Genomic DNA, 20979 nt, shown 5'->3' with positions numbered 1-20979 from the left:
AGGATAAAAATGCCGTCACCAATTCGACTAAAGGCTGAACGTTCAAGCAGTTAAAAGCTGAACTTTCAAGCAGTCGCTTCGCCGCGATCGTCCAGTTCCTCCGCGAACTGCTTCCAGGTCTCCGCGTAACCGCGGGCCACTTCGGCGACCACATTCGTGCAATGCGAGGGCACCGACGCGGCGAGACTGGCGCATTCGTCGCTGGTGAGCGCGTGCACGTCCAGCCAGCGCAGCAACGCGCGGCCGGCGTCGGTGAACCTGAGCGACGGGTCCTTTTTCAGATTCTGCAACATGCGCACGGTATCGTGCACGGCCCGCTGCGCGGCGCTGCGAACGGTGCGCTGCGCGGGCAACCGTTGCGGTGCGGCGCCCTCTTCCCCCATTCGCTGGCGGGGAGGCAGCGGATCCTCGCCGCGGCGGATCCGTTCCCGGACGTCCCGCGCGGTGCCGGTGGAAATGCCGACGCTCTGGGCGATTTCCCGCAGCGAGGCGTCCGGGTTCTGCCGGATCATCTCGCTGGCCCGTCGCCGTCCCTCGGCGTGGTTCAACGGCCGCACCCGGCCGTCGCGGCCGACCCTGGCGTGCAGCTGCGGCAGGTCGCAGCCGACCCGTTTCCGCAGCGCCCCGACGGTTTTCGCGGAGATCCCGGAGGCCTCCGCGACCGCGCGGTCGGACCAGTCCGGGCGCAGTTTCACGATCCGCTGCGCGGCGACCTCGCGTTCCCGCAGGGTCAGCGGCAGCCCGTGCTTGATGTTGGCCTGCACGGAAAGGATGAACGCGGCCTCGGCGCTGCCGCTGAAAAGGTACGCCTCGATCCGGTCGGCCCCGCGCAGCGCCGCCGCGCGGACCCGGTGCATGCCGTCGATCACCCGCATGTCGGACCGGTTGACCAGAATCGGCGGGAGGTCCGCCCCGCTCTCCACGAGAGTCCGGGCGTGCTCGAGGTTCTCCCCGCCGAGCCGCGGGCTGTCCGCTGGCAGCAGCGAGCTGATCTCGACCATCCGCTTCTCGCACTGGCCGAGGACCGCGGCGAACGGTTCCGCTTCTTCGTCGGGGCGCCCGTTGTCCGCCGTGCAGCGGGCAGGCCACAATCGTCCGTTCGAGTCGTGCATGGGCTATTCCCCCAGGAATGAACTCGCCGTGAAAGTGCGTCTTACTCGGCGGTGCGGATTCCGCATCTCTGCCGCCCCCCGCCCAACTATTGCAAAGGGTCCGCCACCGCGCAAACACCTGCTGATGGCACCCGATGCCACGTTTTCCGCAACCACAGGGTCAAATTACGAGCAATCAGACAATCAGGTGATTGGCCGAACGGAGGCGTCGAGTCACCGTCGGCGCCATCGGAAATATCCGGCACGCGCGCTTACCGCAACCAGTAAAGGCGGTGCAATGGGTGTTCTACAGAAAGCACCGCGACAGACTGAAAACCTGCGGCGTGTGCATAACCGGTTACGACAGAAGGCCGAATGACGGTGCCGGTTCCGGCAGACGGCCGCTCGGACAACCCGACCGGCAAGCAGTGCAGCACGCTCACCGCGTAGAGAAACCGCTCGACCTCTCCGGCGGGCGCGGAGAACTCCTCGGCCGCTTTCGGTTCCATCAGCAGCACCCCGCCTCCGGGGCGCAGTGCCTGGCGGCACCAGCGCAGGACCTCCACCGGCCGCGCCATGTCGTGCAGCGCGTCGAGGACGCACACCAGCGCGTACCGGCCGGCCGCTTCGTCCGGCCCGTTCGCGTCCGCTCGCGCGAAAGCCAGGGTGTCCGGCGCGCCGGCGGCGGCCGCGTTGGCGATCGCTTCGCGCACCGCGGCGCCGTCGGAGTCGTAGCCGGTCACTGTGGCCCGCGGATAGGCTCTGGCCAGCGCGATCGACGACCATCCGCTCCCGCAGCCCACGTCGGCGATCCCGGCTCCGCGCACGAGCCTGCGGTGCACGTCCGGCAGCGCGGAGCGGATCCAGCCGGCCAGTTCGCCCTCGAACACCGCCCGGTTCAGCTCGGTCTGCGCACCGCGGAAATCCTCCCCGTACTCGTGGTAGCCAAGCCCGCCGTCCTGGCGGTACGCCTCGGCGATCCGGGGCAGCACCGGCGCGATCCCGGCCGCCGGAAGCACCGAGGTCAGGGCGGGCGGCGGGTCTCCGGTCAGCGCGGCCCGATGGGCTTCCGGAAGCAGGAACCGGTGCTCCGGCGGCTCGCCGGACACGGTCACGATCCCCGCCGCGGCCTGCTGTTCGAGCCACTCCCGCGCGTACCGGGGCCCGATCTCGGCCCGCTCGGCCAGTTCACCGGCGGTCAGCGGCCGCTCGCACAGGTGCGCGTAGAGCCCCAGCCGCAGGCCGAGCCCGATGGTCAGCAGCTCGGCGGCCGCGATGCCCGCGGCGAACAGCCTGCCGGCGAACGCCGCTTCCCCGCTGTTCATCCGCGCCCCCGGCGCCGCTCGCGCATTCGATTTTCCCCGAATGCTGGCCCTATATTGCCGACATGACTTTTCACGAGGCGCCCGCTTCTATCGGACAACGGCTTCTGTGGTTTCTCGAACATTACCGACCGGATACCGCATCGCTCAATTGCCCGGTGGTCTGCAAACTGCACGGGCCGCTTGACGTCGACGAATTGAAAATCGCATTGCGCCGGTTGACCGAACGGCACGAGGCATTGCGCACCACTCTGGTCCGCGACGGCCGGAAACTGGTTCAGCGCATTCACCGCGACGGCGAACCGCCGCTGCGGGAGGAGAACCTCGCCGCGGAGGACGGCTCGGCCCCGGAGACCGCCTTCGAGCGCGCGCTGGAGGCAGAACTGCAGGTCCCGGTCGACGTCGGCACGTGGCCGCTGCGCTGCACGCTCTGGCGGCTCGGCCCGGACGAGCACGCGCTGTGCCTGACCATGCACCACCTGGTGTCCGACGCCTGGTCCTGCGGAATCATTCTGCAGGACCTGATCAAACTGCTGGACGCGGGCCCGGAAACCGTTCCGGAGCTGCCGCCGGTCGCATTCCCGTATTCCGCCTTCGCGCAGCGCCAGCACGAGCAGGCGAAAAACGGGGAGCTGAAGGCCCATCAGGACTACTGGGTCGGCAAGCTCCGCGACATGCGCTTGGTGCGGCTTCCCGAGACCGGGCGGCAGACGCCGGGAGAAGGCCGGGCGAGCGGCATCGAAACCGCGGTACTGCCCCCGGAAGTCTTCGGGAAACTGCGCGAAGTGGCCCGCGCCGAACGCACCACGCTGTTCACCGTGATGCTTTCGCTTTACTACCTGCTGCTGGCCCGCACCACCGGCCAGACCGACCTGCCGGTCGCGTCGCTGTTCGCGAACCGGTCCGGACGAGAGGTCCAGTCCACCGTCGGCTTCTTCGCGAACATGGTGGTGCTGCGCAGCCAGGTCGACCCGGACGCCCCGTTCTCCGAGGTCGTGCGGTCGGTGCGGCCCACTGTCATCGACGGCTTCCTGCACGAGAGCATCCCGTACCAGATGCTCCCGCTGTCGTTCCAGGACAACGGCGGCCGCGTGGACGACGTCGTCTTCCAGATGCTGCTGACCCCGCCGCCGGGCACGAAGGTGCACGCCAGGGGCGTGGACTTCGAGCTGTACACGCCGGACGTGCTGGGCAGCCGGTTCGGGCTCGAACTCGGCCTGATCCCGCAGCACACCGGCGACTGCCAGGCGATGCTCTTCTACACCACCGACCGGATCAGCCCGCAGTGGGCGAAGGACTTCCTCGCCGACTACGCCGCCATGGCCGCCGCCGCGGCGGCTGATCCCTCAGCCGTGGTCGCGGCGGCGACTGCGACCGCCCGATGAGCGCACCCGGCATCGAGCGCTACGACGCCGCCCGGGTCGCGGCGATGGCCGACCCGTACCCGGCCTACGCCGCGTTCCGGGCCCGCGGGCGGCTGCTGCCCGCGGGCCCGGGCGCCTGGGCCGTCCCGCGCTACGAGGACGTGGCCGCGCTGCTGCGCGACCCGCGGCTCGGACACGAGTTCCCGGACGCCATGTACCGGCTTTCCGGCGAGCCCGACGTACTGACCGAGTTCTTCCGCGCCACCGTGCTCAACCGGGACGCGCCGAGCCACCCCGTGCTGCGGCGGGCGATGGCCGCGCTGCTCGCCCCGCGCGTCGTCGCGCGCCTTCGGACCCGGATCGACGAGCTCGTCGCGCGGCTGCTCGCGGACCTGGCCGAGGCGGGGACCGGCGACCTGGTCGAAGGGCTCGCCTACCCGCTGCCGGTGATCGTCTCCTCGGAGCTGCTCGGCATCCCGGCGGCCGACCGCGACCGGCTGCGCCCGCACGCCGTCGCGCTCGGCCGCGCCTTCGGGGCGGGCATCCAGCCCGCCGGCGACCGGGACGCGGCGATCGCCGCCGTGCACTGGCTGCGCGGCTATGTGCGGGAACTGCTGGAACGCGCGAGCGACGGGCCGCTGTCCGGTGTGCTGGCCGCGAGCCGGGACGCCGGACTGGCGGCCGAGGAGGTCGTGGACAACGTGATCTTCCTGTTCTTCGCCGGGTTCGACACGACCACGAACCTGATCGCCAACGGCTGCGCGGAGCTGCTGGAGCGCCCCGCGCTGCTGGAGACGCTGCGCGGGGACCCGGCGCTGGCCGAGTCCGCGGTCGAGGAGTTCCTCCGGTTCGAGGCCCCGATCCAGGCGACGGCGCGGATCGTCCGGGAGCCGGTCGAGATCGGCGGGCGGGTGCTGCGCGCCCGCAGGCTCGTCCTGCTGCTGCTGGCTTCGGCCAACCGCGACGAGCGGCGCTTCGCCGATCCGGACCGGATCGACCTGGCGCGTTCGCCCAATCCGCACTTGTCGTTCAGCTCGGGCGTGCACCACTGCCTCGGCGCGACGCTGGCCCGGATCGAGGGGGCCGCGGTGTTCGCGCAGGTGGCCGCCCGGCGCGACGGGTTCGTCCCGGCCGGCCCGCCGCGGCGCCGGGACCACCCCAGCTTCCGCGGTTTCGCCCGGCTTCCGGTGCGCTTCCGCTGACCGGACCACGTGCAACTGCCACATTTCCGCGTTTGCTCACCCGAACTCGAGCGGGAGCGCCTTGATGCCGTTCATGAAGTTCGATTCGAGCCGCACCGTCGCGCCCGCCCGGCGCAGCCGCGGCAGATGCGGGGCCAGCTCCCGCAGGAACGCGACGCCCTCGGCGCGGGCCAGGTGCGCGCCGAGGCAGTAGTGCGGCCCCGCCCCGAAGGCCAGGTGCCGGACGTCGGGGCGGGCCGGGTCGAACCGGTCCGGTCCGGCGAACGCGCGCTCGTCGCGATTGGCGGAGATGTAGTAGAGGACGACCTTGTCCCCGGCCGCGATCCGGCGGCCGTCGAGTTCGGTGTCGCGCGTCGCGGTCCGGCGGAACTGCATGATCGGCGTGATCCAGCGCAGCAGTTCCTCCACCGCGAGCGCCGGGTCGGCGCCGTCGCGCAGGGCGTGCGGCAGCACCGGGTCGTCCGCGCACAGCTCCAGCGTGCCGGACAGCAGGTGCCGGGTCGTCTCGTTGCCCGCCACCACGAGGAGCAGCCACAGGTGGCAGAACTCCTTCTCGGTGAGCTTCCGGCCGTCCACGTCCGCGGCGACGAGCCGGCTCACCAGGTCCTCGCCCGGCCGCCGCTTGCGCTCCCGCGCCGCCTCCATCGCGTACGCGAACGCTTCGAAGAAAGTCCGCTGGAACGCCTCGATGTCCCCGCCGCCGTACTCCGGGTCGTCGAAGCCGACCAGGTTGTTGCTCCACCGGTAGAGCAGGCCGCGGTCCTGCCTCGGCATGCCGAGCAGGTCGGCCAGCACCAGCAGCGGCAGTTCGGCGGCCAGATCGGCCACCGCGTCCGCCCCGCCTGCCGCGACCGCGTCCGCCACCAGGCGTTTCGCGTGCGCGGCGATCGACGACTCCAGCGCGCGCACCGCTCTCGGCGTGAACGCGCCGGTGGCCGCTTTGCGCAGCTTCGCGTGTTCCGGCGCGTCCATCCCGACCAGCAGCTGGCGCGTCCGGTCGAGGTCCGCGGGCGATTTCGCGTCGGTCAGGAACGGTCCGCCCGCCGCCGAGGAGAACACCTCGGGCGAGCGCGACGCCTCGACCACTGTCGCGTGCCGAGTGACCGCCCAGAACCCGTCGCCGCGCTGCACGACCTCGCCGGTGCGGCCGCGGCGGAGCAGGCTGGCCTCCTCGACCCAGCTCACCGGTTCTTCCGCGCGCAGCCGCGCGAACTCGGCGTGCGGCGGACCGCTGCGGTAAGTCGCCGGATCCGCGATCCCGCACCGTTCGGGCACGTGCACCGCTCCCCCTTCGAGTCGGGTCAGTCCAGGAAATCGGGTTCGGTGCGGACGAGGTCCGCGTACAGCGACCGGAAACTCGCCCTCGCGAGCCACGGCGCCCCGATGTCGGCTCGCGCGCTCAACGCCGCTTCGCGGCTGACGGTCGTGGGAGTCCCGGCTGCCTCGGCGAGCAACTGCACCTGGCACGCCCGGTCCATCGCGATGAACCACCACGCGGCCTCTTCGACCGAGCCCCCGACGGTGACCAGGCCGTGGTTGCGGAGGATCACCGCCTTGCGGTCGCCGAGTGTCTCGGCGATCCGCGTGCCTTCCTCTTCGGCGAGCACGACTCCGGAATAGCCATCGAACACGGTGTGGTCCTCGAAAAACGCGCACGCGTCCTGGCAGATCGGCAGCAGCGGACGGCCGAGACTGGCGAACGCCCGCCCGTGCAGGGAGTGCGTGTGCGCGGCGGCGACCGTTTCGGGCCGCGCCCGGTGGATCGCCGCATGGATGGTGTACCCGGCCGGGTTCACCCGGCCCTCGCCCTCCACCACCGCGCCGTCCTCGTCGACCAGCAGCAGATCGCTGACCCGCACGTGCCCGAAGTTCTTGCCGAACGGGTTGATCCAGAAGCGGTCCGGACGCCGCGGGTCGCGCGCGGTCACGTGCCCGCCTATTCCCTCGGCGAGGCCGAACCGGGCGAAAAGCCGCAGCGTCGCCGCGAGCCGCTGCTTGCGGTGCAGCAATTCCTGCTCCGCGGTCCGGGTTTTCGCCGCGGTCATCGGAGCGTTCCGGCCGCGAGCGGCGGCCGGGCCGGGGCGATGTCGTCCTCGGGCGCGGCGAGCAGTCCCCGGCGGCGCAGCTGCGGCACGAGGCCTTCGCCGAGCCGGTACGCCTCCTCCAGATGCGGCTGCGCGGACAGGATCAGGTGGTCGACGCCGAGTTCGTGGTACTCCGCGATCCTGTCGGCGACCTCCTCGTGCGAACCGACCAGCGCCAGCGCAGGCCCCTGCCTGCCGAGTCCGTAGCCGGTCCAGACGTTCGGGTGCACCTCCAGTCCGTCGCGGCTGCCGCCGTGCAGCGCGGCCATCCGCCGCTGCCCTTCGGAATCGCTCGCGGCGAACCTCCGCTGGCTGCGCTCGACCAGGCCGTCGCTCATCCCGGCCACGATCCGGTCGGCCTCGGCCCACGCCTCGTCCGAGGTGTCCCGGGAGATGACGTGCATCCGGGTGCCGAACGGCAGCGCCCGGCCGGCCGCCGCCGCTTCCGCCCGCACCCGGGCGACCTGCGCGGCCATCCGGTCCGGCGGTTCGCCCCAGGCGAGGTACACGTCCGCGTGCCGGATCGCGGTGCGCAGCGCGGGTTCCGAGCTGCCGCCGAGGAAAATCGGCGGCAGCGGGTCCGGGCGCCGGATCACCGTGGCGCCCGAAACCCGGTAGTGCTCGCCCTCGTGGTCCACCGAACCGGTCCACGCCCCGCGCAGCACGCTGAGGAATTCCCCGGCCCGCGCGTAGCGTTCGTCGTGGCCGAGGTGGTCGCCGTAGCGGCGCAGTTCCTCCGGATCGCCGCCGGAGACCACGTTCAGCAGCAGCCTGCCGCCGGTCAGGCGCTGGCAGGTGGCGGCCATCTGCGCGGTCAGCGTCGGGCTCGCCGTGCCCGGCCGGAACGCGACCATGAACCGCAGCCGCGCGGTTTCCCGGCTCAGCGCGGCCGCGACGAGCCACGGGTCCTCGCAGAACAGCCCGAAGGGAACCAGCGCGCCGGTGAAGCCCGCTTGTTCGGCGGCGCGCGCCACCTGCGCGAGATAGCCGGCGTCGGGATCGCGCCGGACATTCGCCGCGCCGTCGCGGGCGACGTCCCGTCCGTCGCCGTGTCCGGGGATGAACCAGTACAGGTGCAAGGCCATGGAAAACCGTCCCGGTGAAGGAAAAAGTGCCTGCCGCGGCGGTCAGTCGACCATCGCCGGGGCAGCCCGGTCAAGCCGGTTCCCCTGTGCGGCAACGGGTTGCACGGATTGACAGCGCGCGGGCGGCTCGCCTTCACTTGGGCCGCAAGCGCTGGGAGGGAGCCCCGTTGATCGAGCACGTTCTTCCCGCCGCCGTGGCCGGCGCGGAGACGACGGCCGACGTCGATCCGTCCACTTCGGACTTCCCGGAGCTCGGGGCGCTGGAGCCGCGGACGCGGCGGCCCCGGCTCGCCGAATTCGCGACCGGCCGCAGCTGTGCCAGGGCGGCGCTGCGGGCACTGGGCGCGCCCGCCGGACCGGTCGGCCGCGGACCGCACCGGGAACCTCGCTGGCCGCCCGGGATCGTCGGCAGCATCACGCATTGCCCCGGCTATCGCGCGGCCGCGGTGGCGCGCGCGTGCCGGGTGCGCGCGGTCGGGATCGACGCGGAACCGCACCGCCCCCTCTCGCCCCGGATGTTCGCCCGGATCACCTCCGCGGCCGAACGGCGCGAACTGGCCGCCCTGCCCGCGACGCGCGTGCACGTCGACCGGATTGTGTTCTCCGCCAAGGAGAGCGTCTACAAGGCGTGGTTCCCGATGACCGGATCCGACCTGGGGTTCACCGATGTGCATCTGAGCCTCGACCCGATTCGGCGCCGCTTCGTGGTCGAGCTGCCCGCGCCGTTCGCGCCCGTGCGCGGGCGTTACGCGGTCGACCGCGGCCGGATCGTCACCGCCGTTGCCGTGCCCGCCGATGGCCTCCGCTGAGACGCGCCGGGTGACCGGCCCGGAAGACGTCACGCCGGAATGGCTCGGCGCGGTCCTGCACCGCGCCGAGCCGGAGAGCGTGCTGACCGGGATCACCCGCACTGAGCTCACCCGCGGCAGGCTCGGCCGCTGTGTCCGGTTCGGACTGTCGTGGGACGGGCCGGGCGGTCCGGCGGCGGTGGTCGGCAAATTCCCCGCGGCCGGACCGGTGAGCAGGCAAACGGGGACGATCGGCAACCAGTACGCCACCGAGGTCGAGTTCTACCGCACGCTCGGCGAGCGGGTGTGCGTCGACGTGCCCCGGTGCCACGCCGCCGAGGCACACGACGACGGCGGATTCGTGCTGATCCTGGACTGGGTGGACGGAGCTGTCGGCGACCAGGCCGCGGGCGCGACGCTGCCGGAGGCCGAGACCGCGGTCGACGCGCTGGCCCGGTTGCACGCCCAGTTCAGCGGGTCCGCCGAGCTGCCGCCTCCCCCGGGCGCCGCCGAGCACCGGCGCACCGCGGCGCTCTACCAGTTGCTGTGCGACCGGTTCCTGGACCGCTTCGGAGACCGGCTCAGCGCCGCGGCCGCGGCGACGGTGGCCCGGTTCAAGCGTTCGGTGCGCGGATGGACCGCGCTGTGGGAACCGCCGTTCACCCTGCTGCACGGGGATTACCGGCTCGACAACCTGCTGTTCCGGACCGTTCGCGGGCACCGTCGCGTCACTGTGCTCGACTGGCAGACGCTGTCCGCGGGCCCCGGCCCCAAGGACCTCGCCTACCTGCTCGGCGGCAGCCTCGACCCGGACCTGCGCCGCAGCCACGAAGCCGCGCTGGTGGACCGCTACGTCCGCACGCTGCGGGCGCACGGGACCGCCGTGCCGGACGGCTGGCTGCACCGGACCCTGCGGCTGGGCACGCTGTCCGGGATGCACATGACCGTCGTCGGCTCGATGCTGGTGGAATCCGGCACGGACGCCGACCGCATGTTCGCGGCGATGGCCGAACGGCACGCCGCGCACGCCGCCGACCACGACGCCCTGCGACTGCTGGAGTCGATGTGCTGACCGACGCCGACGAACGCCTCGCACACCAGATCCCGGAACCGCTCTCGGCGGTGGCCGGCCCGGACCGGCACTGGCGGGAAAGCTACTTTTTCGCCGCGCACCATCCGCGGCGGCTCGAGGACGCGCTGGTGCTGACGATGGCGGCCAACCCGGCCCGGCGCGCGATGGACAGCTACCAGATGGGCAGGCTCGGCGGGCAGTTGTTCTTCTCCCGCGCGTCGCGGCCGTTCGGCGACGATCCGCACACCCCGGTCGCCGGCCCGGTTTCGGTGGAGATCGTCCGCCCGTACGAGCGGATCGTGCTGCGCGCGGGCCCCGGCGCGCGGGGTTTCGGCGGGATGGAGCTGACCTGGACCGCGCGGACCCGGCCGTACCTGACCCGCCGCGGCACCCTCGTCGTCGACGGCGCGCCGGTGTGGGACCAGCGCCAGGTCATGCAATCCGGCTGGTTCGACGGCGAATACGTCAGCTCCGGCCGCACCGTCGCGGTAGAGCGGTGGTGGGGGCAGCGCGACCATTCCTGGGGCATCCGCCGCCATCCGCGGTGTCCATTGTGGATCTGGCTGGCCGTGCAGCTGCCGGACGGAATGCTCAGCGCCTGGCTGTGGGAGCACGCCGACGGCCGCAGGCACTACCTCGACGGCTGCTGGGCCCCCGACGGCGGCGGGGAGCCGGTGCCGCTCGCGGATCTCCGGTACGACCTCGACTGGCTGGATCCGGCGGGAGCGCCGGTGCGCGGCGCCGGCGCCGCCCAGCGCGCGGACGGGCTCGGCGGCCGGGTCGTCTTCGTGCTCTCCGACGGCCGCTCGGTCACCGTCGACGGACGCGGGCAGTGGATCGCGCCGTACGGCCGCCGGGGCGGCGGCCTGCACCAGGTTTCCGTGCACACGTCCGACGGCCGCACCGGCACCGCGATCTACGAGGTCACCGGGTGCGCCCACCACCATTTCTTCCCGGAGGAGAGTTCGTGATCCCCGCCGAATCCGCGTTCCGCGACGAGGTGCGCCGTTGGCTCGCCGCGCGGCCCGCGCCCGCCGCGCGGCCCGACGGGTTCCCCGCCCGGGAGGAGATCCGCGAGTTCAGCTCGGCGCTGCACGCGGCGGGATTCGCCGGGGTCAGCTGGCCCGTCGAGCACGGCGGGCGCGGGCTGCCCGCGGCGTTCGACGCCATCGCCGCCGAGGAACTCGTGCGGGCCGGGCGGGGCGACCACGTGGGGATCATCGGGCTCGGCATGGTGGGCCCGGCCATTCTCGCTGTCGGCACCGCCGACCAGCGAAACCGTTTCCTGCCGCGGATCCTGTCCGGGGAAACCCTGTTCTGCCAAGGGTTCTCCGAACCGGAGGCGGGTTCGGACCTGGCCGCGCTGCGCACCAGCGCGGCGGAGGCCGACGGAATGTTCGTGGTAGACGGGCACAAGCTCTGGTCGACCGGCGCTCCGGTCGCCGACCACTGCCTGCTGCTCGCCCGCACCGAACCGGGCTCCCGCGGGCATCGCGGCCTCAGCTGCCTGCTGGTGGACCTGCGCACCGAAGGCGTCACCGTCCGGCCGCTGCGCCAGCTGTCCGGCGAAACCCGGTTCGGCGAGCTGCTGTTCGACCAGGTGCCGGTGCCCGCCGACGCGGTGCTCGGGCCGGTCGGCGGCGGCTGGCGAGTCGCCATGACCACCCTCGCGCACGAACGCGGCACCTTCGGCGTCCGGCTCGCCGCGGCGCTTTCGGCCGAATTCGCCGAGTTCACGGCCATGCTGCGGCGGCGCGGCCTCGACCGCGACCCGGTGGCGCGGGACCGGGTCGCGCGGGTGTGGATCGAGGTCGCCGGGGTGCGTGCGGCGGCGCATCGGGTCGCGGGCGCGGAACCGGGCCCGGAGGCCTCGATCGTCAAGCTTCGCTGGTCGCGGGCCGAGCAACGGCTGGCGGCGCTGGCCTTCGATCTGCTCGGCGACGGCGATTCCGCCGATCACGCCCGGTGGCGGCACGCCCGGCTGCGCAGCCGCGGCGCCACCTTGGAAGGCGGCACCTCCGAGGTGCTGCGCGACGTCCTCGCCGAGCGGGTGCTCGGCCTGCCGAGGGCCCGGTGAACCGCCCCGTGAGCGTGCTCGCCGCCGAACATCGCGCGCTTGCCGAGGCCGCGCGCGACCTGCTCTCCAGCGGCCCGGACTGGCCCGCTCTGGTCCGGCAAGGCTGGCTCGACGAGAACCTGAGCCCGGCCGCGCTGGCCCTGCTCGCCGAGGAAAGCGGCGCCGTGCTGCTCCCGCAGCCCTGGCTGGTCACCGCCGCGGTCGCGCCGTGGCACCGCGGCTCCCCCGCTGCCCTCGTGGTCAGCGGCACCGCCACCGGTTCGGCCCGGCTGCACGGGCGGGTCCGGGTTCCGTGGCCAGGTCCCGACGGCGTGCTCCTCGTCCCGGGCTCCGCGCTGTTCGCTGTCCGCTGCCGCGACGCGGACCCGCGCTTCCTGTCCACAATGGACCCCACAAGACCGCTCGCCGAGGTGACCCTCGAAGACACGCCCGCCGAACGCGTCGCCGGACTCGACTTGCTGCCCGGACTGCGCCGCCGCTACCGGACACTGGCCGCTTGCGAAGCACTCGGGGTCGCGCGCGCCGCGTTGCGGCTCGCGACGGAACACGCGAAAAACCGGATCCAGTTCGGCCGCGCGATCGGCGGGTTCCAGGCGGTGTCGCATCGGTTGTCCGACGTCTACGCCGAGATCGAAACCGCGGCCGCGCTGGTCCCCCGCGCGCTCCCCGCGCTCGACGGGGAAAGCGCGGGCGAACCGCCGCTGACCGCCCTGCTGGCCGCCGCGTCGGCCGCGGCGCACGCGACCGAGACGGCCGTCCAGACGCTGGGCGCGCAGGGATTCCTCGCCGACCACCCGATCGCGGCGCTGTACCGGCGTGCCCAGTCCTTCGCCGAGCCGGGGCTGCACGACGAACTGGCCGGCCTGGTCCTAGACGAGAACAGTCGACACTGAGGAGAACCGAGATGAAGGTGGAGATCGACGAACGCCGGTGCTGTTCGGCAGGCCAGTGCGCGGTGCTCGCCCCGGATGTCTTCGACCAGCGCGAAGACACCGGGACGGTGGTGCTGCTGAACCCGAATCCGCCTGCCGAGCACCAGAATGCGGTGCGCGACGCGGCGGAATCGTGCCCGGGCATGGTCATCACGGTCACCGAGGACAGCTGAGCGCGACCTGGTTCGGATGGGGGGGCTTGTCGTCGCTCCCCTTCGCGCCTGCTTCCGTTCCGGCGCTCGCGGGGCGAGCAGGGAGCGGTTTTGCCGAGCTGGGCCGGAAATAGCGCACACAGTCCACAGTGGAGAGATGGTGCCGGGGCGCGACCGTGCGGGGCCGGGCCGCGCCCCGCCGTTCTCAGCGGGTGATCGGTGTCCAGCCTTGGGCGTAGACATTGCCGGTGTGGCTGCTGGTGACCTCGCCGACCGCCTGGAGGGTGTAGCTCCCGGACATGCCGTCCAGGGTGGCTTGTCCCCACGTACTGGAGTTGAGGGGCGAGTAGAAGCGCACGAACGCCCAGTAGTGGTACGCGGTGTCGCGGCAGAGCTGGCTCTTCCCGATCTCGGTGCCGTCCGCGAGCCCCTTCACCGGCGCGGACGCCACGACCACGCTGCCCGCACCGAACGGCACCTCAACAGCCACCGCCCGGACTGAAGACACGCGAAGGCGGTCATTGCCACCGACCGGGCCGCACTCGGGAATCAACCGGCATCAGCGTGACGCCGCCGAAATCGCGCCCCGAACGAGTGCGATTGAGAACTCCCGTGCACCCGCGTGATTTATGGGGCTTGCAATGCGCACTACCGGCGGCGCCGACCGCAATCCGATGCTCGGCAGTCAGGCAGAAGCGGCCCCCTGGCAGCCAACCGGGTCACAGTCGTCGGGATGGTTGCCGGTGATGGCGGCGTGGTCCAGTTTCACCGTGTTGCCGGATCCGACGTGCATCCCGCCGCCCCGGGCTGCGGCGGTGTTCCCGGTGACGACGCTGTCGGCCAGAACCTGGGTCGCGCCGCCGTGGACACTGGAGATCGCGATGCCGCCGCCGCTGCCGCCCGCGAGGTTGTCGGCGATCCTCGCTCCGGTTATCCGGAATTGCGCGACCGGGCGCTTCCGAATGCTGTGCAGCGCGGCTCCTCCGCCGTCTTGCCCGGCGCGGTTGCGGGCGAGCTGGCCGCCGGTGACGGTCAGCTCGCCGGTGTGGTCGTAGACCCCGCCGCCGGAGCCGGGGGTTCCCGGCCGGACGGTGCCGGGCGAGCCGGTGCGGTTGTCGGCGATCGTCGTGCCGTCAAGGGTCGCCGCGCCCGCGCCGGTCCAGATTCCGCCCCCGTCGCCGGCGTTTCCGTCGTAGCCCCGAGTCGTCCCAGCGCCTCCGGCGCCCCCGTCGCCGGAAGTGTTGCGGCACACCGTGCTGCGGGCAAACGTCGTTTCGCCCGCGACGTAAGCTCCGCCGCCGTTCCCGCCGGGTCCGCCATGACCGGCGGATCCGCTGGGCGAACTCCCGACCGGCCCGCCGACCCCGCCGACCCCGGCCTTGTTGTCGCACACGGAACTGTCGGTGACCGTGGTGCGCTGGGTGCTCCAGATCCCGCCGCCGTGTCCGCCGTGCGCCCAGGTGTCCCCCTCGGTGCCGGGAGCAGCCGAACCGTCTCCGCCGTTCCCGGTCCGGTTTCCGCCGACCGAACTGTGCTCGACCGTCAAGGCGCCCTGGCGGACCGCGATTCCGCCGCCGTTGCCGCCCGAACCGGGGAAACCTCCCGTGCCCACCCTGGCCCAGGGGCCGCCGTTTCCCGTGCCGTTGCCGGTGACGGTGCTGTCGGTGATCGACAGCGTGCCGCCCGAACTGAACACGCCGCCCCCGGACCCGCCGTCCGCCGCGGGCGCGCCGTCGCCGGTGGAATTGCCGCGGATCGTCACCCGGATCAGCGCCAGCGCACCGGTGTTCAGAATGCCGCCGCCGTCTTCGCCCGGCGCGGTGCGGCCGCCGGTGACCGAAAGATCGGAAATCGACACTCCCGCCGCGTCAGTGCGGAGAATGCGGAACGGCGCGGCCGTCTGCGTGCGGGCGAGAGTGGCGTGATGACCGTTGACAGTCGTCGGCGCGGTAATCGCGGGCAGCGCCGCGGTGAGCTGGTAAGTGCAATTCTCCGCCAGATCGAGCGAACTGCCCGGATGCGCGTTGGCGGCCGCGATGGCGGAACTGAGGCCGGCCGCGTCGCACGGGACCGGCGCGGCGGCCGTCCCTGGCGTCGACAGCACTCCGACCGCCAGCACACTCGAACCCAGCAAGGAACGCATCACCACGACTTATCCCCTTTGCTCGCGAAGACCTTCCGGCGGCCGAGTGCACCACAACCGGAGATCACCGAAAGCGATTCCGCGACGAATTGGGCCGAGTGGCGCAGGAAATCCGTTCCTTTTCGCTTGCGTTCGCATTGTTCCCGATCACCATTTCTTATCGGCGGCCCCGGTCAGCCGAAAAAGCGCAGGAGCGCCTCGGCGGTATCGGCGGGATTGTCCTCGGGCGCGAAATGCCCCGCGCCGGGGAGGTTCTCCCGCCGCGCGCCGGGGATCGCCGCGGCGAGCCGGTCGGCTGTCGCGAGGTCGAGCCACTGGTCGCGCTCGCCCCAGAGCACCAAGGTCGGCACCGCGACCCGGTCCAGCCGGTGCGCCACTTCGCGCACGTCGTCGAAGCGGACGGCGGCGACCTGGTCGATCCAGCGCTGCTGTCCCTCGGCTCCGGCCCACGGCGCGAGATACGCGGCGGCGACCTGGTCCGGCATCGCCCGGTGGGTGGCGGTGCGCAGCCGGGGCGCGATGATGTCGGCGAAAACGTGCGGCGGCATGGTGCGGTAAGCGTCCGCGTGCCGCTGCATGTGCTCGGTGAACGGCGTGTTCCACGGACCGAGGACGGCCGCGTCGACCAGCGCCAGCCTGCTGACGGCCACGTTGTCGGCCAGATGCGCCCGCAGCACGATCCCGCCGCCGATGTCATGGCCGACCAGCGCGGGCGAATCGAGCCCCCAATGCGCCACCAGCTCGGCGAGGGTCCTGGACTGCCGGGCGATCGACGGGGCGATGCCGGGGCCGGGACGGGAATCGCCGAAGCCGAGCAGGTCCCAGACGTGCACCGTGTGCCGGCGGGCCAGCACCGGAACCACTTCGCGCCACAGATAGGACGACGCCGGGGTGCCGTGGGTCAGGATCACCGGCGGCCCTTCGCCGAAGACACCGGCCGCGACCTCACCGCCGGACACCCGGATCCGGTCGGTCAGCGGCCAGGTCGAGGTGCACGTGGTCATAACACTCCTCCGTAAGGGGTAAAGTCATCTTGCAACGGTTACCCTAGCAGGGAGTAAGGTGTGCAGATAGCTTTTAAGGGTTACGTAGCCGGGGCTGCCGCGGCGACGGACCTGGTCAACACGTCTCCCCGGGTGCGCAGCGCGGGTGACGCGCTCCCGGATTCCGCCTCCCTGGACCGGTTTCTCGCCGAGCACAGCCTCCGCCCGGACGCGCCGAGGAAGAGCGACGACCTGGCGCGGGTGCACGGCCTCCGCGACGAGATCCGCGCCGTGCTGGAGGCGGACGAGGACGAGGCCGCCCGCCGGGCAGGCGAACTGGTCGCCCGCGCCGGAACCGGGCCCCGGCTGCACCGCGACGCCGACGGCCGCTGGCAGTGGCACGCCGAAACCGCACCGCACGCGTCGCTGGCCGACGAACTGGCGGCGGTATTCGGGACCGGCCTGCTCGGCGCACTGCAGGCTCTCGGTCACGACCGGTTCCGGCACTGCGCCGCACCGGACTGCGACGGCGTCTTCGTCGACACCAGCCGTGCCGGACGCCGTCGCTACTGCATGCCCGACCTCTGCGGCAACCGCGTCAGCGTCGCCAACCACCGGGCTCGCAGCCGCGAACGGAGCTGACACCGCCGCTGACACCGGCGATCCTCCGCGTCTGAGCCGTGACAGCCGCGTGTCTCCCCAGCGGGCGAATGTGGTCACAACGAACCGCCAAGCCCAACCAGGGAGACCGAAAATGTCCACGTTCACCACCCCGAACCCCATCACCGCCACCCTCACCGCCGCTGGCGCCCGCGTCCGGATCGCGGCCAGCGAGCGCACCGACACCGTCGTGCGGGTTCAGCCCGTCAACGCGGCGAACTCCACCGACGTGAAGGTCGCCGAGAAGACCAAGGTCGAGTTCGCCGACGGCGTGCTCTCGGTCAAGACGACCAAATCCGGCAGCCGGACCGGCTCCGTCGACATCGCGATCGAACTGCCCGCCGGGTCCAAGCTCGTCCTGAACACCGCCTGGACCGAGGTGCGGGCGGACGGCATCCTCGGCGACTGCGAGGTCAACATCGGCTCGGGCCAGGTTCAGCTCGACCGGGTCGCCGCGCTGCGCGGCAACCTCGGCGCGGGCGGGCTCGCGGTCGGCCACGTCGCCGGCGAAGCGGTCATCGAGGGCAGCACCGCGGGCCTGCGAATCGGCGAGGCCGACGGCGAGATCCGCTACCAGGGCACGAGCGGCAAGGTCTGGATCGGCCACGCCCGGGCCGACATCGACCTCGGCGGCGCGAACGGCAGCTTCGACATCGGGACGGCCGACGGCAGCGTCGTCGCCAAGGCGGCCCACTGCCCGATCCGGATCGGGCGGGTCACGCGCGGCCAGGTGGAACTGTCGAACGCGGCCGGCGGGATTGAGGTCGGCGTCAGCGCTGGCATCGCCGCCGACGTCGACGCGAAGAGCACGAAAGGCCTGGTCCGCAGCACGCTCGGCACGCCCGACAGCTCCGGCGCCGCGCTCAAGGTCCACGCCCGCACGCGGCTCGACGACATCGTTCTCTATCCCGCTGCCTGACCACCCGATCGGATGGCAGGATCGAGCAGGTGCAGATCAAGATCCTGGGTCCGTTCGAGGTCCTCGACGGGCAGGCAGCCGACGTTCCTGGCGCGCGGCTGCGCGGGCTGCTCGTCGCCCTCGCGCTCCGGCCGGGCCAGGTCGTCCCGAAGGCGACGCTGATCGACTGGATCTGGGGCGAGCAGCCGCCCGCCGAGGCCGCGAATGCCTTGCAACGCCTGGTTTCCCGGCTGCGCAAGGCATTGCCGGGAGCCGTCGTCGAAGGACTGACCGACGGCTACCGGCTGGCGCTCGACCCGGACGCGGTCGACGCGATGCGCTTCGAGCGGCTCGTCGCCCAGGCCCGGGACCACGGGCCAGGGCGGCTGCGCGAAGCGCTGGAGTTGTGGCGCGGCCCGGCGATGCAGGACGTCGGCTTGCAGGACAGCGAGGCGTTCGACGCGGCGGCCACCCGGCTCGAAGCCCTGCGCCTGGCGGCCATGGAAGACCGGTTCGAAGCAGAACTCGATCTCGGCCGCGGCGCGGACCTCGTCGCCGAACTGACCGACCTGGTCGCCGCGCATCCGGTACGGGAGAAGCTTGTCGCCGCGCTGATGCGCGCGCTCGCCGCCGCGGGCCGCAACACCGAAGCGTTGCAAGCGTTTCAGCACCTCCGGGAAACGCTGGCCGACGAGCTGGGCGCGGACCCGTCACCCGAGCTGTCCGCGTTGCACGTCGCGTTGCTGCGCGGCGAGGTCGGACGGCGCGAGGAAAGCCGCAAGACCAACCTGCGCGCCGAGTTCACCAGCTACGTCGGCAAAGAAGCCGACGTAGCCGCCGTCCGGGACCTGGTGTCGCGACACCGGCTCACCACCCTGACCGGCCCCGGCGGATCCGGAAAAACCAGGCTGGCAACGGAAACCGCCCGCACGTTGGTCGACGGCCTGCACCACGGCGCCTGGCTGGTGGAGCTGGCCGCCATCGGGACCGGCGACGACGTCGCGCAGGCCACGCTGTCCGGGCTCGGTCTGCGCGACGCGCTGCTCGGCGAAGCGTCCTCCGCGCAGCCGGTCGATCGGCTGGTTTCCGCCATCCGCGACCGCGAAATGGTGCTGGTGCTGGACAACTGCGAGCACGTCATCGAGTCCGCGGCCGCCCTCGCGCATCGGCTGCTCGGCGAGTGCCGCGGGTTGCGGATCCTCGCGACGAGCCGGGAACCGCTGGGCATCACCGGCGAGGCATTGTGGCCGGTCGAACCACTCGCCCAGGCCGAGGCCGTCCAGCTGCTGCGGGACCGCGCGACGACGCGCCGCCCGGACCTCGTCGACGACCAGACGCTGTCGCGCATCTGCGCCGCGCTGGACGGGATGCCGCTCGCGATCGAACTGGCCGCGGTCCGGCTCCGCACGTTGTCCGCCGAGCAGCTCGCGGATCGCCTCGACGACCGGTTCCGGCTGCTGACCGGCGGCAGCCGCACCGCTCTCCCCCGGCACCGGACGCTGCGCGCGATGGTCGACTGGAGCTGGGAACTGCTCAGCGACGGCGAACGGCTTGTGCTGAGCAGGCTGTCGGTGTTCGCCGGCGGCGCGAGCTTGGAGGCGGCCGAACGGGTCTGCGCGGGCGAACTGGTCGACGAGTACGAGGTGCTGGATCTGCTCACCGCGCTCAGCGACAAGTCCCTGCTCGTCGCGTTCGGCGAAGGCGAGCCGCGGTACCGGATGCTCGGCACCATCAAGGAGTACAGCGCCGCACGGCTTGCCGAGGCCGGGGAAACCGAACTCGCCCGGCAAGCTCATCTCGTGTACTTCACCGAACTGGCCGAGACCGCCGAACCCCACCTCCGCCGCGGCGAGCAACTTGAGTGGCTCGCCATTCTCAACGCAGAGCACGACAATCTCGTCTCGGCGATGCGCGGCGCGCTCGCGACCGGCGACGCCCACGCGGCGATGCGGCTCGCCGCCGCCTGCGGCTGGTACTGGTGGCTCGTGGGCCGCAAGGCCGAGGGCATGGAGCTGATCAGCGCCGCGATCGCGGTCCCCGGCGAGGTCCCCGACGAGACCAGGGCCGTGGTGTACGCCCTGACCTCGATGTTCGTCACGTCCGGACCCGGCGACGTGCCGGAAGCCGCGGAATGGATCCACCAGGCGTACGAGTTCGGCCGGCACGGCAGGCACGTCCACGCGGCGCTGCGGCTGGTGGTGCCGCTCGAAATGATGTTGCGCGACCTGGACGCGCTCCTGCCTTCCTGGGAGTCGCTGCTGAACGACGAGGATCCGTGGGTGCGTGCGTTGTCCCGGCTGCACATCGGGAAGCTGCGGATGATGCTCGGCCAGGACTGCGAATCCTGGTTCGACGAATCGCTGGTCGAGTTCCGGGTGCTCGGCGAACGGTTCGGCATTTCGTTCGCGCAGACCGAACTCGCCGACTGCCTGGCCATGCGCGGCGAATTCGCCGAGGCCAGCGAGCATTTCGACCAGGCGATCGCCGTCGTCACCGAATTGGCCGCGCTGGACGACGTCGTCCAGATGCGCATGCGACAGGCCCGGCTGCACTGGCTCGCGGGCGACAAAGACGCCAGCGCCGCCGCGCTGGCGGAGGCGGAAAGCCTCGCGGAAGGCGTCACCTGGCCCGGGACCCTGGCTTCGCTCGCACTGGTCCGGACCGAACTGGCCCGGTGGAACGGCAACGAGCAGGACGCCTTCGAGCAGTTCGGCCAGGCGATGAGCCTGCTGGGAGACGAGGCGCGGCAACCGCATCTGCGGGCCGCGAACCACGACCTGCGCGCCTGGTTCACCGCCGACCTCGACGAGGCACGCGAACACCGTGCCGCGGCCTGCGACGCGGCAGCCGAAACCGGGCGCGCGCCAGTGATCGCGCAGATGGTCGTCGGAGTCGCTGACCTGGCACTGCGGCGAGCGCAGTACGACCACGCCGCGCGCCTGCTGGCGGCGAGCTCGCAGGTGCTGGGCCGGAAAGACCTGTCGAACCCGGACGTGACGCGGATCGAGCAGGAGGCGCGCAACCACCTCAGCGAAGAAGCCTTCGACCAGGCCACCCGCGAGGGCACGGCAGTGCCGTGGACCGAACTGGTCACGGCACCCCTCACACCCTGACGCGGCTCCCGGC

General features: G+C 72.1%; 19 protein-coding genes. 11 read left to right on the top strand and 8 right to left on the bottom strand.

Features of this window, described 5'->3' with window-relative positions; genetic code table 11:
• Positions 1 to 65: 65 nt before the first annotated feature.
• Together ABD156_RS18970 and ABD156_RS18965 are read right to left on the bottom strand one after the other, a co-directional pair.
• Complete coding sequence (locus ABD156_RS18970; protein ID WP_344274846.1) at positions 66 to 1112, bottom strand: ParB/RepB/Spo0J family partition protein; 1047 nt, start codon at positions 1110 to 1112, stop codon at positions 66 to 68.
• Between the two features lie 251 nt (positions 1113 to 1363).
• On the bottom strand, positions 1364 to 2416 hold the full coding sequence (locus ABD156_RS18965; RefSeq protein WP_344274843.1) for a methyltransferase domain-containing protein: 1053 nt from the start codon (positions 2414 to 2416) through the stop codon (positions 1364 to 1366).
• 62 nt (positions 2417 to 2478) lie between these two features.
• Between ABD156_RS18965 and ABD156_RS18960 the strand changes: the two genes are divergently transcribed.
• Both ABD156_RS18960 and ABD156_RS18955 read left to right on the top strand, forming a co-directional pair.
• Complete coding sequence (locus ABD156_RS18960) at positions 2479 to 3798, top strand: condensation domain-containing protein (protein WP_344274840.1); 1320 nt, start codon at positions 2479 to 2481, stop codon at positions 3796 to 3798.
• On the top strand, positions 3795 to 4979 hold the full coding sequence (locus ABD156_RS18955) for a cytochrome P450 (protein WP_344274837.1): 1185 nt from the start codon (positions 3795 to 3797) through the stop codon (positions 4977 to 4979). Before ABD156_RS18960 ends, ABD156_RS18955 begins: the two co-directional genes overlap by 4 nt.
• A 36-nt stretch (positions 4980 to 5015) precedes the next feature.
• On the opposite strand, the gene ABD156_RS18950 is transcribed toward ABD156_RS18955, so the two are convergent.
• The 3 genes from ABD156_RS18950 to ABD156_RS18940 are packed head-to-tail and all read right to left on the bottom strand — an operon-like array spanning position 5016 to position 8148.
• Positions 5016 to 6260 (bottom strand): cytochrome P450, encoded by a 1245-nt coding sequence (locus ABD156_RS18950; RefSeq protein WP_344274834.1) that lies wholly within the window; start codon positions 6258 to 6260, stop codon positions 5016 to 5018.
• Positions 6261 to 6280: 20 nt separating this feature from the next.
• A complete protein-coding gene (locus tag ABD156_RS18945) occupies positions 6281 to 7024 on the bottom strand; it encodes a class II aldolase/adducin family protein (protein WP_344274831.1) in 744 nt (247 codons plus the stop codon).
• The gene (locus ABD156_RS18940; protein ID WP_344274829.1) at positions 7021 to 8148 is read right to left on the bottom strand and encodes an LLM class flavin-dependent oxidoreductase; all 1128 of its coding nucleotides are present in this window, start codon (positions 8146 to 8148) and stop codon (positions 7021 to 7023) included. Before ABD156_RS18940 ends, ABD156_RS18945 begins: the two co-directional genes overlap by 4 nt.
• Positions 8149 to 8315: 167 nt before the next feature.
• On the opposite strand from ABD156_RS18940, the gene ABD156_RS18935 reads away from it, so the two are divergent.
• Genes ABD156_RS18935 through ABD156_RS18910 form a run of 6 tightly spaced genes read left to right on the top strand, consistent with a single transcriptional unit; the run spans position 8316 to position 13190 of the window.
• Positions 8316 to 8957, top strand: a complete 642-nt coding sequence (locus ABD156_RS18935) for a 4'-phosphopantetheinyl transferase family protein (protein ID WP_344274826.1) — start codon at positions 8316 to 8318, stop codon at positions 8955 to 8957.
• On the top strand, positions 8944 to 10008 hold the full coding sequence (locus tag ABD156_RS18930) for a phosphotransferase family protein (protein ID WP_344274823.1): 1065 nt from the start codon (positions 8944 to 8946) through the stop codon (positions 10006 to 10008). The genes ABD156_RS18935 and ABD156_RS18930 overlap by 14 nt, the downstream gene beginning before the upstream one ends.
• Entirely contained in the window at positions 10002 to 10979 is a 978-nt protein-coding gene (locus ABD156_RS18925) for a hypothetical protein (RefSeq protein ID WP_344274820.1), read from the top strand. The genes ABD156_RS18930 and ABD156_RS18925 overlap by 7 nt, the downstream gene beginning before the upstream one ends.
• Complete coding sequence (locus tag ABD156_RS18920) at positions 10976 to 12085, top strand: acyl-CoA dehydrogenase family protein (RefSeq protein WP_344274818.1); 1110 nt, start codon at positions 10976 to 10978, stop codon at positions 12083 to 12085. Before ABD156_RS18925 ends, ABD156_RS18920 begins: the two co-directional genes overlap by 4 nt.
• Complete coding sequence (locus ABD156_RS18915) at positions 12082 to 12978, top strand: acyl-CoA dehydrogenase family protein (protein ID WP_344274815.1); 897 nt, start codon at positions 12082 to 12084, stop codon at positions 12976 to 12978. Before ABD156_RS18920 ends, ABD156_RS18915 begins: the two co-directional genes overlap by 4 nt.
• Before the next feature lie 11 nt (positions 12979 to 12989).
• Entirely contained in the window at positions 12990 to 13190 is a 201-nt protein-coding gene (locus tag ABD156_RS18910) for a ferredoxin (protein WP_344274812.1), read from the top strand.
• Between the two features lie 184 nt (positions 13191 to 13374).
• Here the strand turns inward: ABD156_RS18910 and ABD156_RS18905 are convergent, their stop codons facing one another.
• From ABD156_RS18905 to ABD156_RS18895, 3 genes are all read right to left on the bottom strand, one after another.
• Entirely contained in the window at positions 13375 to 13659 is a 285-nt protein-coding gene (locus ABD156_RS18905; protein WP_344274809.1) for a hypothetical protein, read from the bottom strand.
• Between the two features lie 195 nt (positions 13660 to 13854).
• Positions 13855 to 15318, bottom strand: coding sequence for a hypothetical protein (locus ABD156_RS18900; RefSeq protein ID WP_344274807.1), 1464 nt, complete (start codon positions 15316 to 15318; stop codon positions 13855 to 13857).
• 167 nt (positions 15319 to 15485) lie between these two features.
• Positions 15486 to 16316: an alpha/beta fold hydrolase gene (locus ABD156_RS18895; protein WP_344274804.1), complete on the bottom strand. Its 831-nt coding sequence runs from the start codon at positions 16314 to 16316 to the stop codon at positions 15486 to 15488.
• 60 nt (positions 16317 to 16376) lie between these two features.
• On the opposite strand from ABD156_RS18895, the gene ABD156_RS18890 reads away from it, so the two are divergent.
• The 3 genes from ABD156_RS18890 (at position 16377) to ABD156_RS18880 (ending at position 20966) form a co-directional block, all read left to right on the top strand.
• Positions 16377 to 16937, top strand: a complete 561-nt coding sequence (locus tag ABD156_RS18890) for a CGNR zinc finger domain-containing protein (RefSeq protein WP_344274800.1) — start codon at positions 16377 to 16379, stop codon at positions 16935 to 16937.
• A gap of 112 nt (positions 16938 to 17049) precedes the next feature.
• Complete coding sequence (locus tag ABD156_RS18885; RefSeq protein WP_344274797.1) at positions 17050 to 17874, top strand: DUF4097 family beta strand repeat-containing protein; 825 nt, start codon at positions 17050 to 17052, stop codon at positions 17872 to 17874.
• A 29-nt stretch (positions 17875 to 17903) separates the two neighbouring features.
• On the top strand, positions 17904 to 20966 hold the full coding sequence (locus ABD156_RS18880; RefSeq protein WP_344274795.1) for an AfsR/SARP family transcriptional regulator: 3063 nt from the start codon (positions 17904 to 17906) through the stop codon (positions 20964 to 20966).
• Positions 20967 to 20979: the final 13 nt, after the last annotated feature.

Origin of the sequence: Amycolatopsis albidoflavus, from assembly GCF_039525725.1 — a bacterium.
Taxonomy (GTDB): domain Bacteria; phylum Actinomycetota; class Actinomycetes; order Mycobacteriales; family Pseudonocardiaceae; genus Amycolatopsis; species Amycolatopsis albidoflava.
This window is presented reverse-complemented; position numbering and strand designations above follow the sequence as displayed.

Excerpts from the sequence above, each read along its gene's own strand:
- ABD156_RS18930 (WP_344274823.1), top strand. The coding sequence starts at position 8,944 with ATGGCCTCCGCTGAGACGCGCCGGGTGACCGGCCCGGAAGACGTCACG.
- ABD156_RS18885 (WP_344274797.1), top strand. The coding sequence starts at position 17,050 with ATGTCCACGTTCACCACCCCGAACCCCATCACCGCCACCCTCACCGCC.
- ABD156_RS18945 (WP_344274831.1), bottom strand. The coding sequence starts at position 7,024 with ATGACCGCGGCGAAAACCCGGACCGCGGAGCAGGAATTGCTGCACCGC.
- ABD156_RS18965 (WP_344274843.1), bottom strand. The coding sequence starts at position 2,416 with ATGAACAGCGGGGAAGCGGCGTTCGCCGGCAGGCTGTTCGCCGCGGGC.
- ABD156_RS18910 (WP_344274812.1), top strand. The coding sequence starts at position 12,990 with ATGAAGGTGGAGATCGACGAACGCCGGTGCTGTTCGGCAGGCCAGTGC.
- ABD156_RS18970 (WP_344274846.1), bottom strand. The coding sequence starts at position 1,112 with ATGCACGACTCGAACGGACGATTGTGGCCTGCCCGCTGCACGGCGGAC.
- ABD156_RS18955 (WP_344274837.1), top strand. The coding sequence starts at position 3,795 with ATGAGCGCACCCGGCATCGAGCGCTACGACGCCGCCCGGGTCGCGGCG.
- ABD156_RS18895 (WP_344274804.1), bottom strand. The coding sequence starts at position 16,316 with ATGACCACGTGCACCTCGACCTGGCCGCTGACCGACCGGATCCGGGTG.
- ABD156_RS18940 (WP_344274829.1), bottom strand. The coding sequence starts at position 8,148 with ATGGCCTTGCACCTGTACTGGTTCATCCCCGGACACGGCGACGGACGG.
- ABD156_RS18960 (WP_344274840.1), top strand. The coding sequence starts at position 2,479 with ATGACTTTTCACGAGGCGCCCGCTTCTATCGGACAACGGCTTCTGTGG.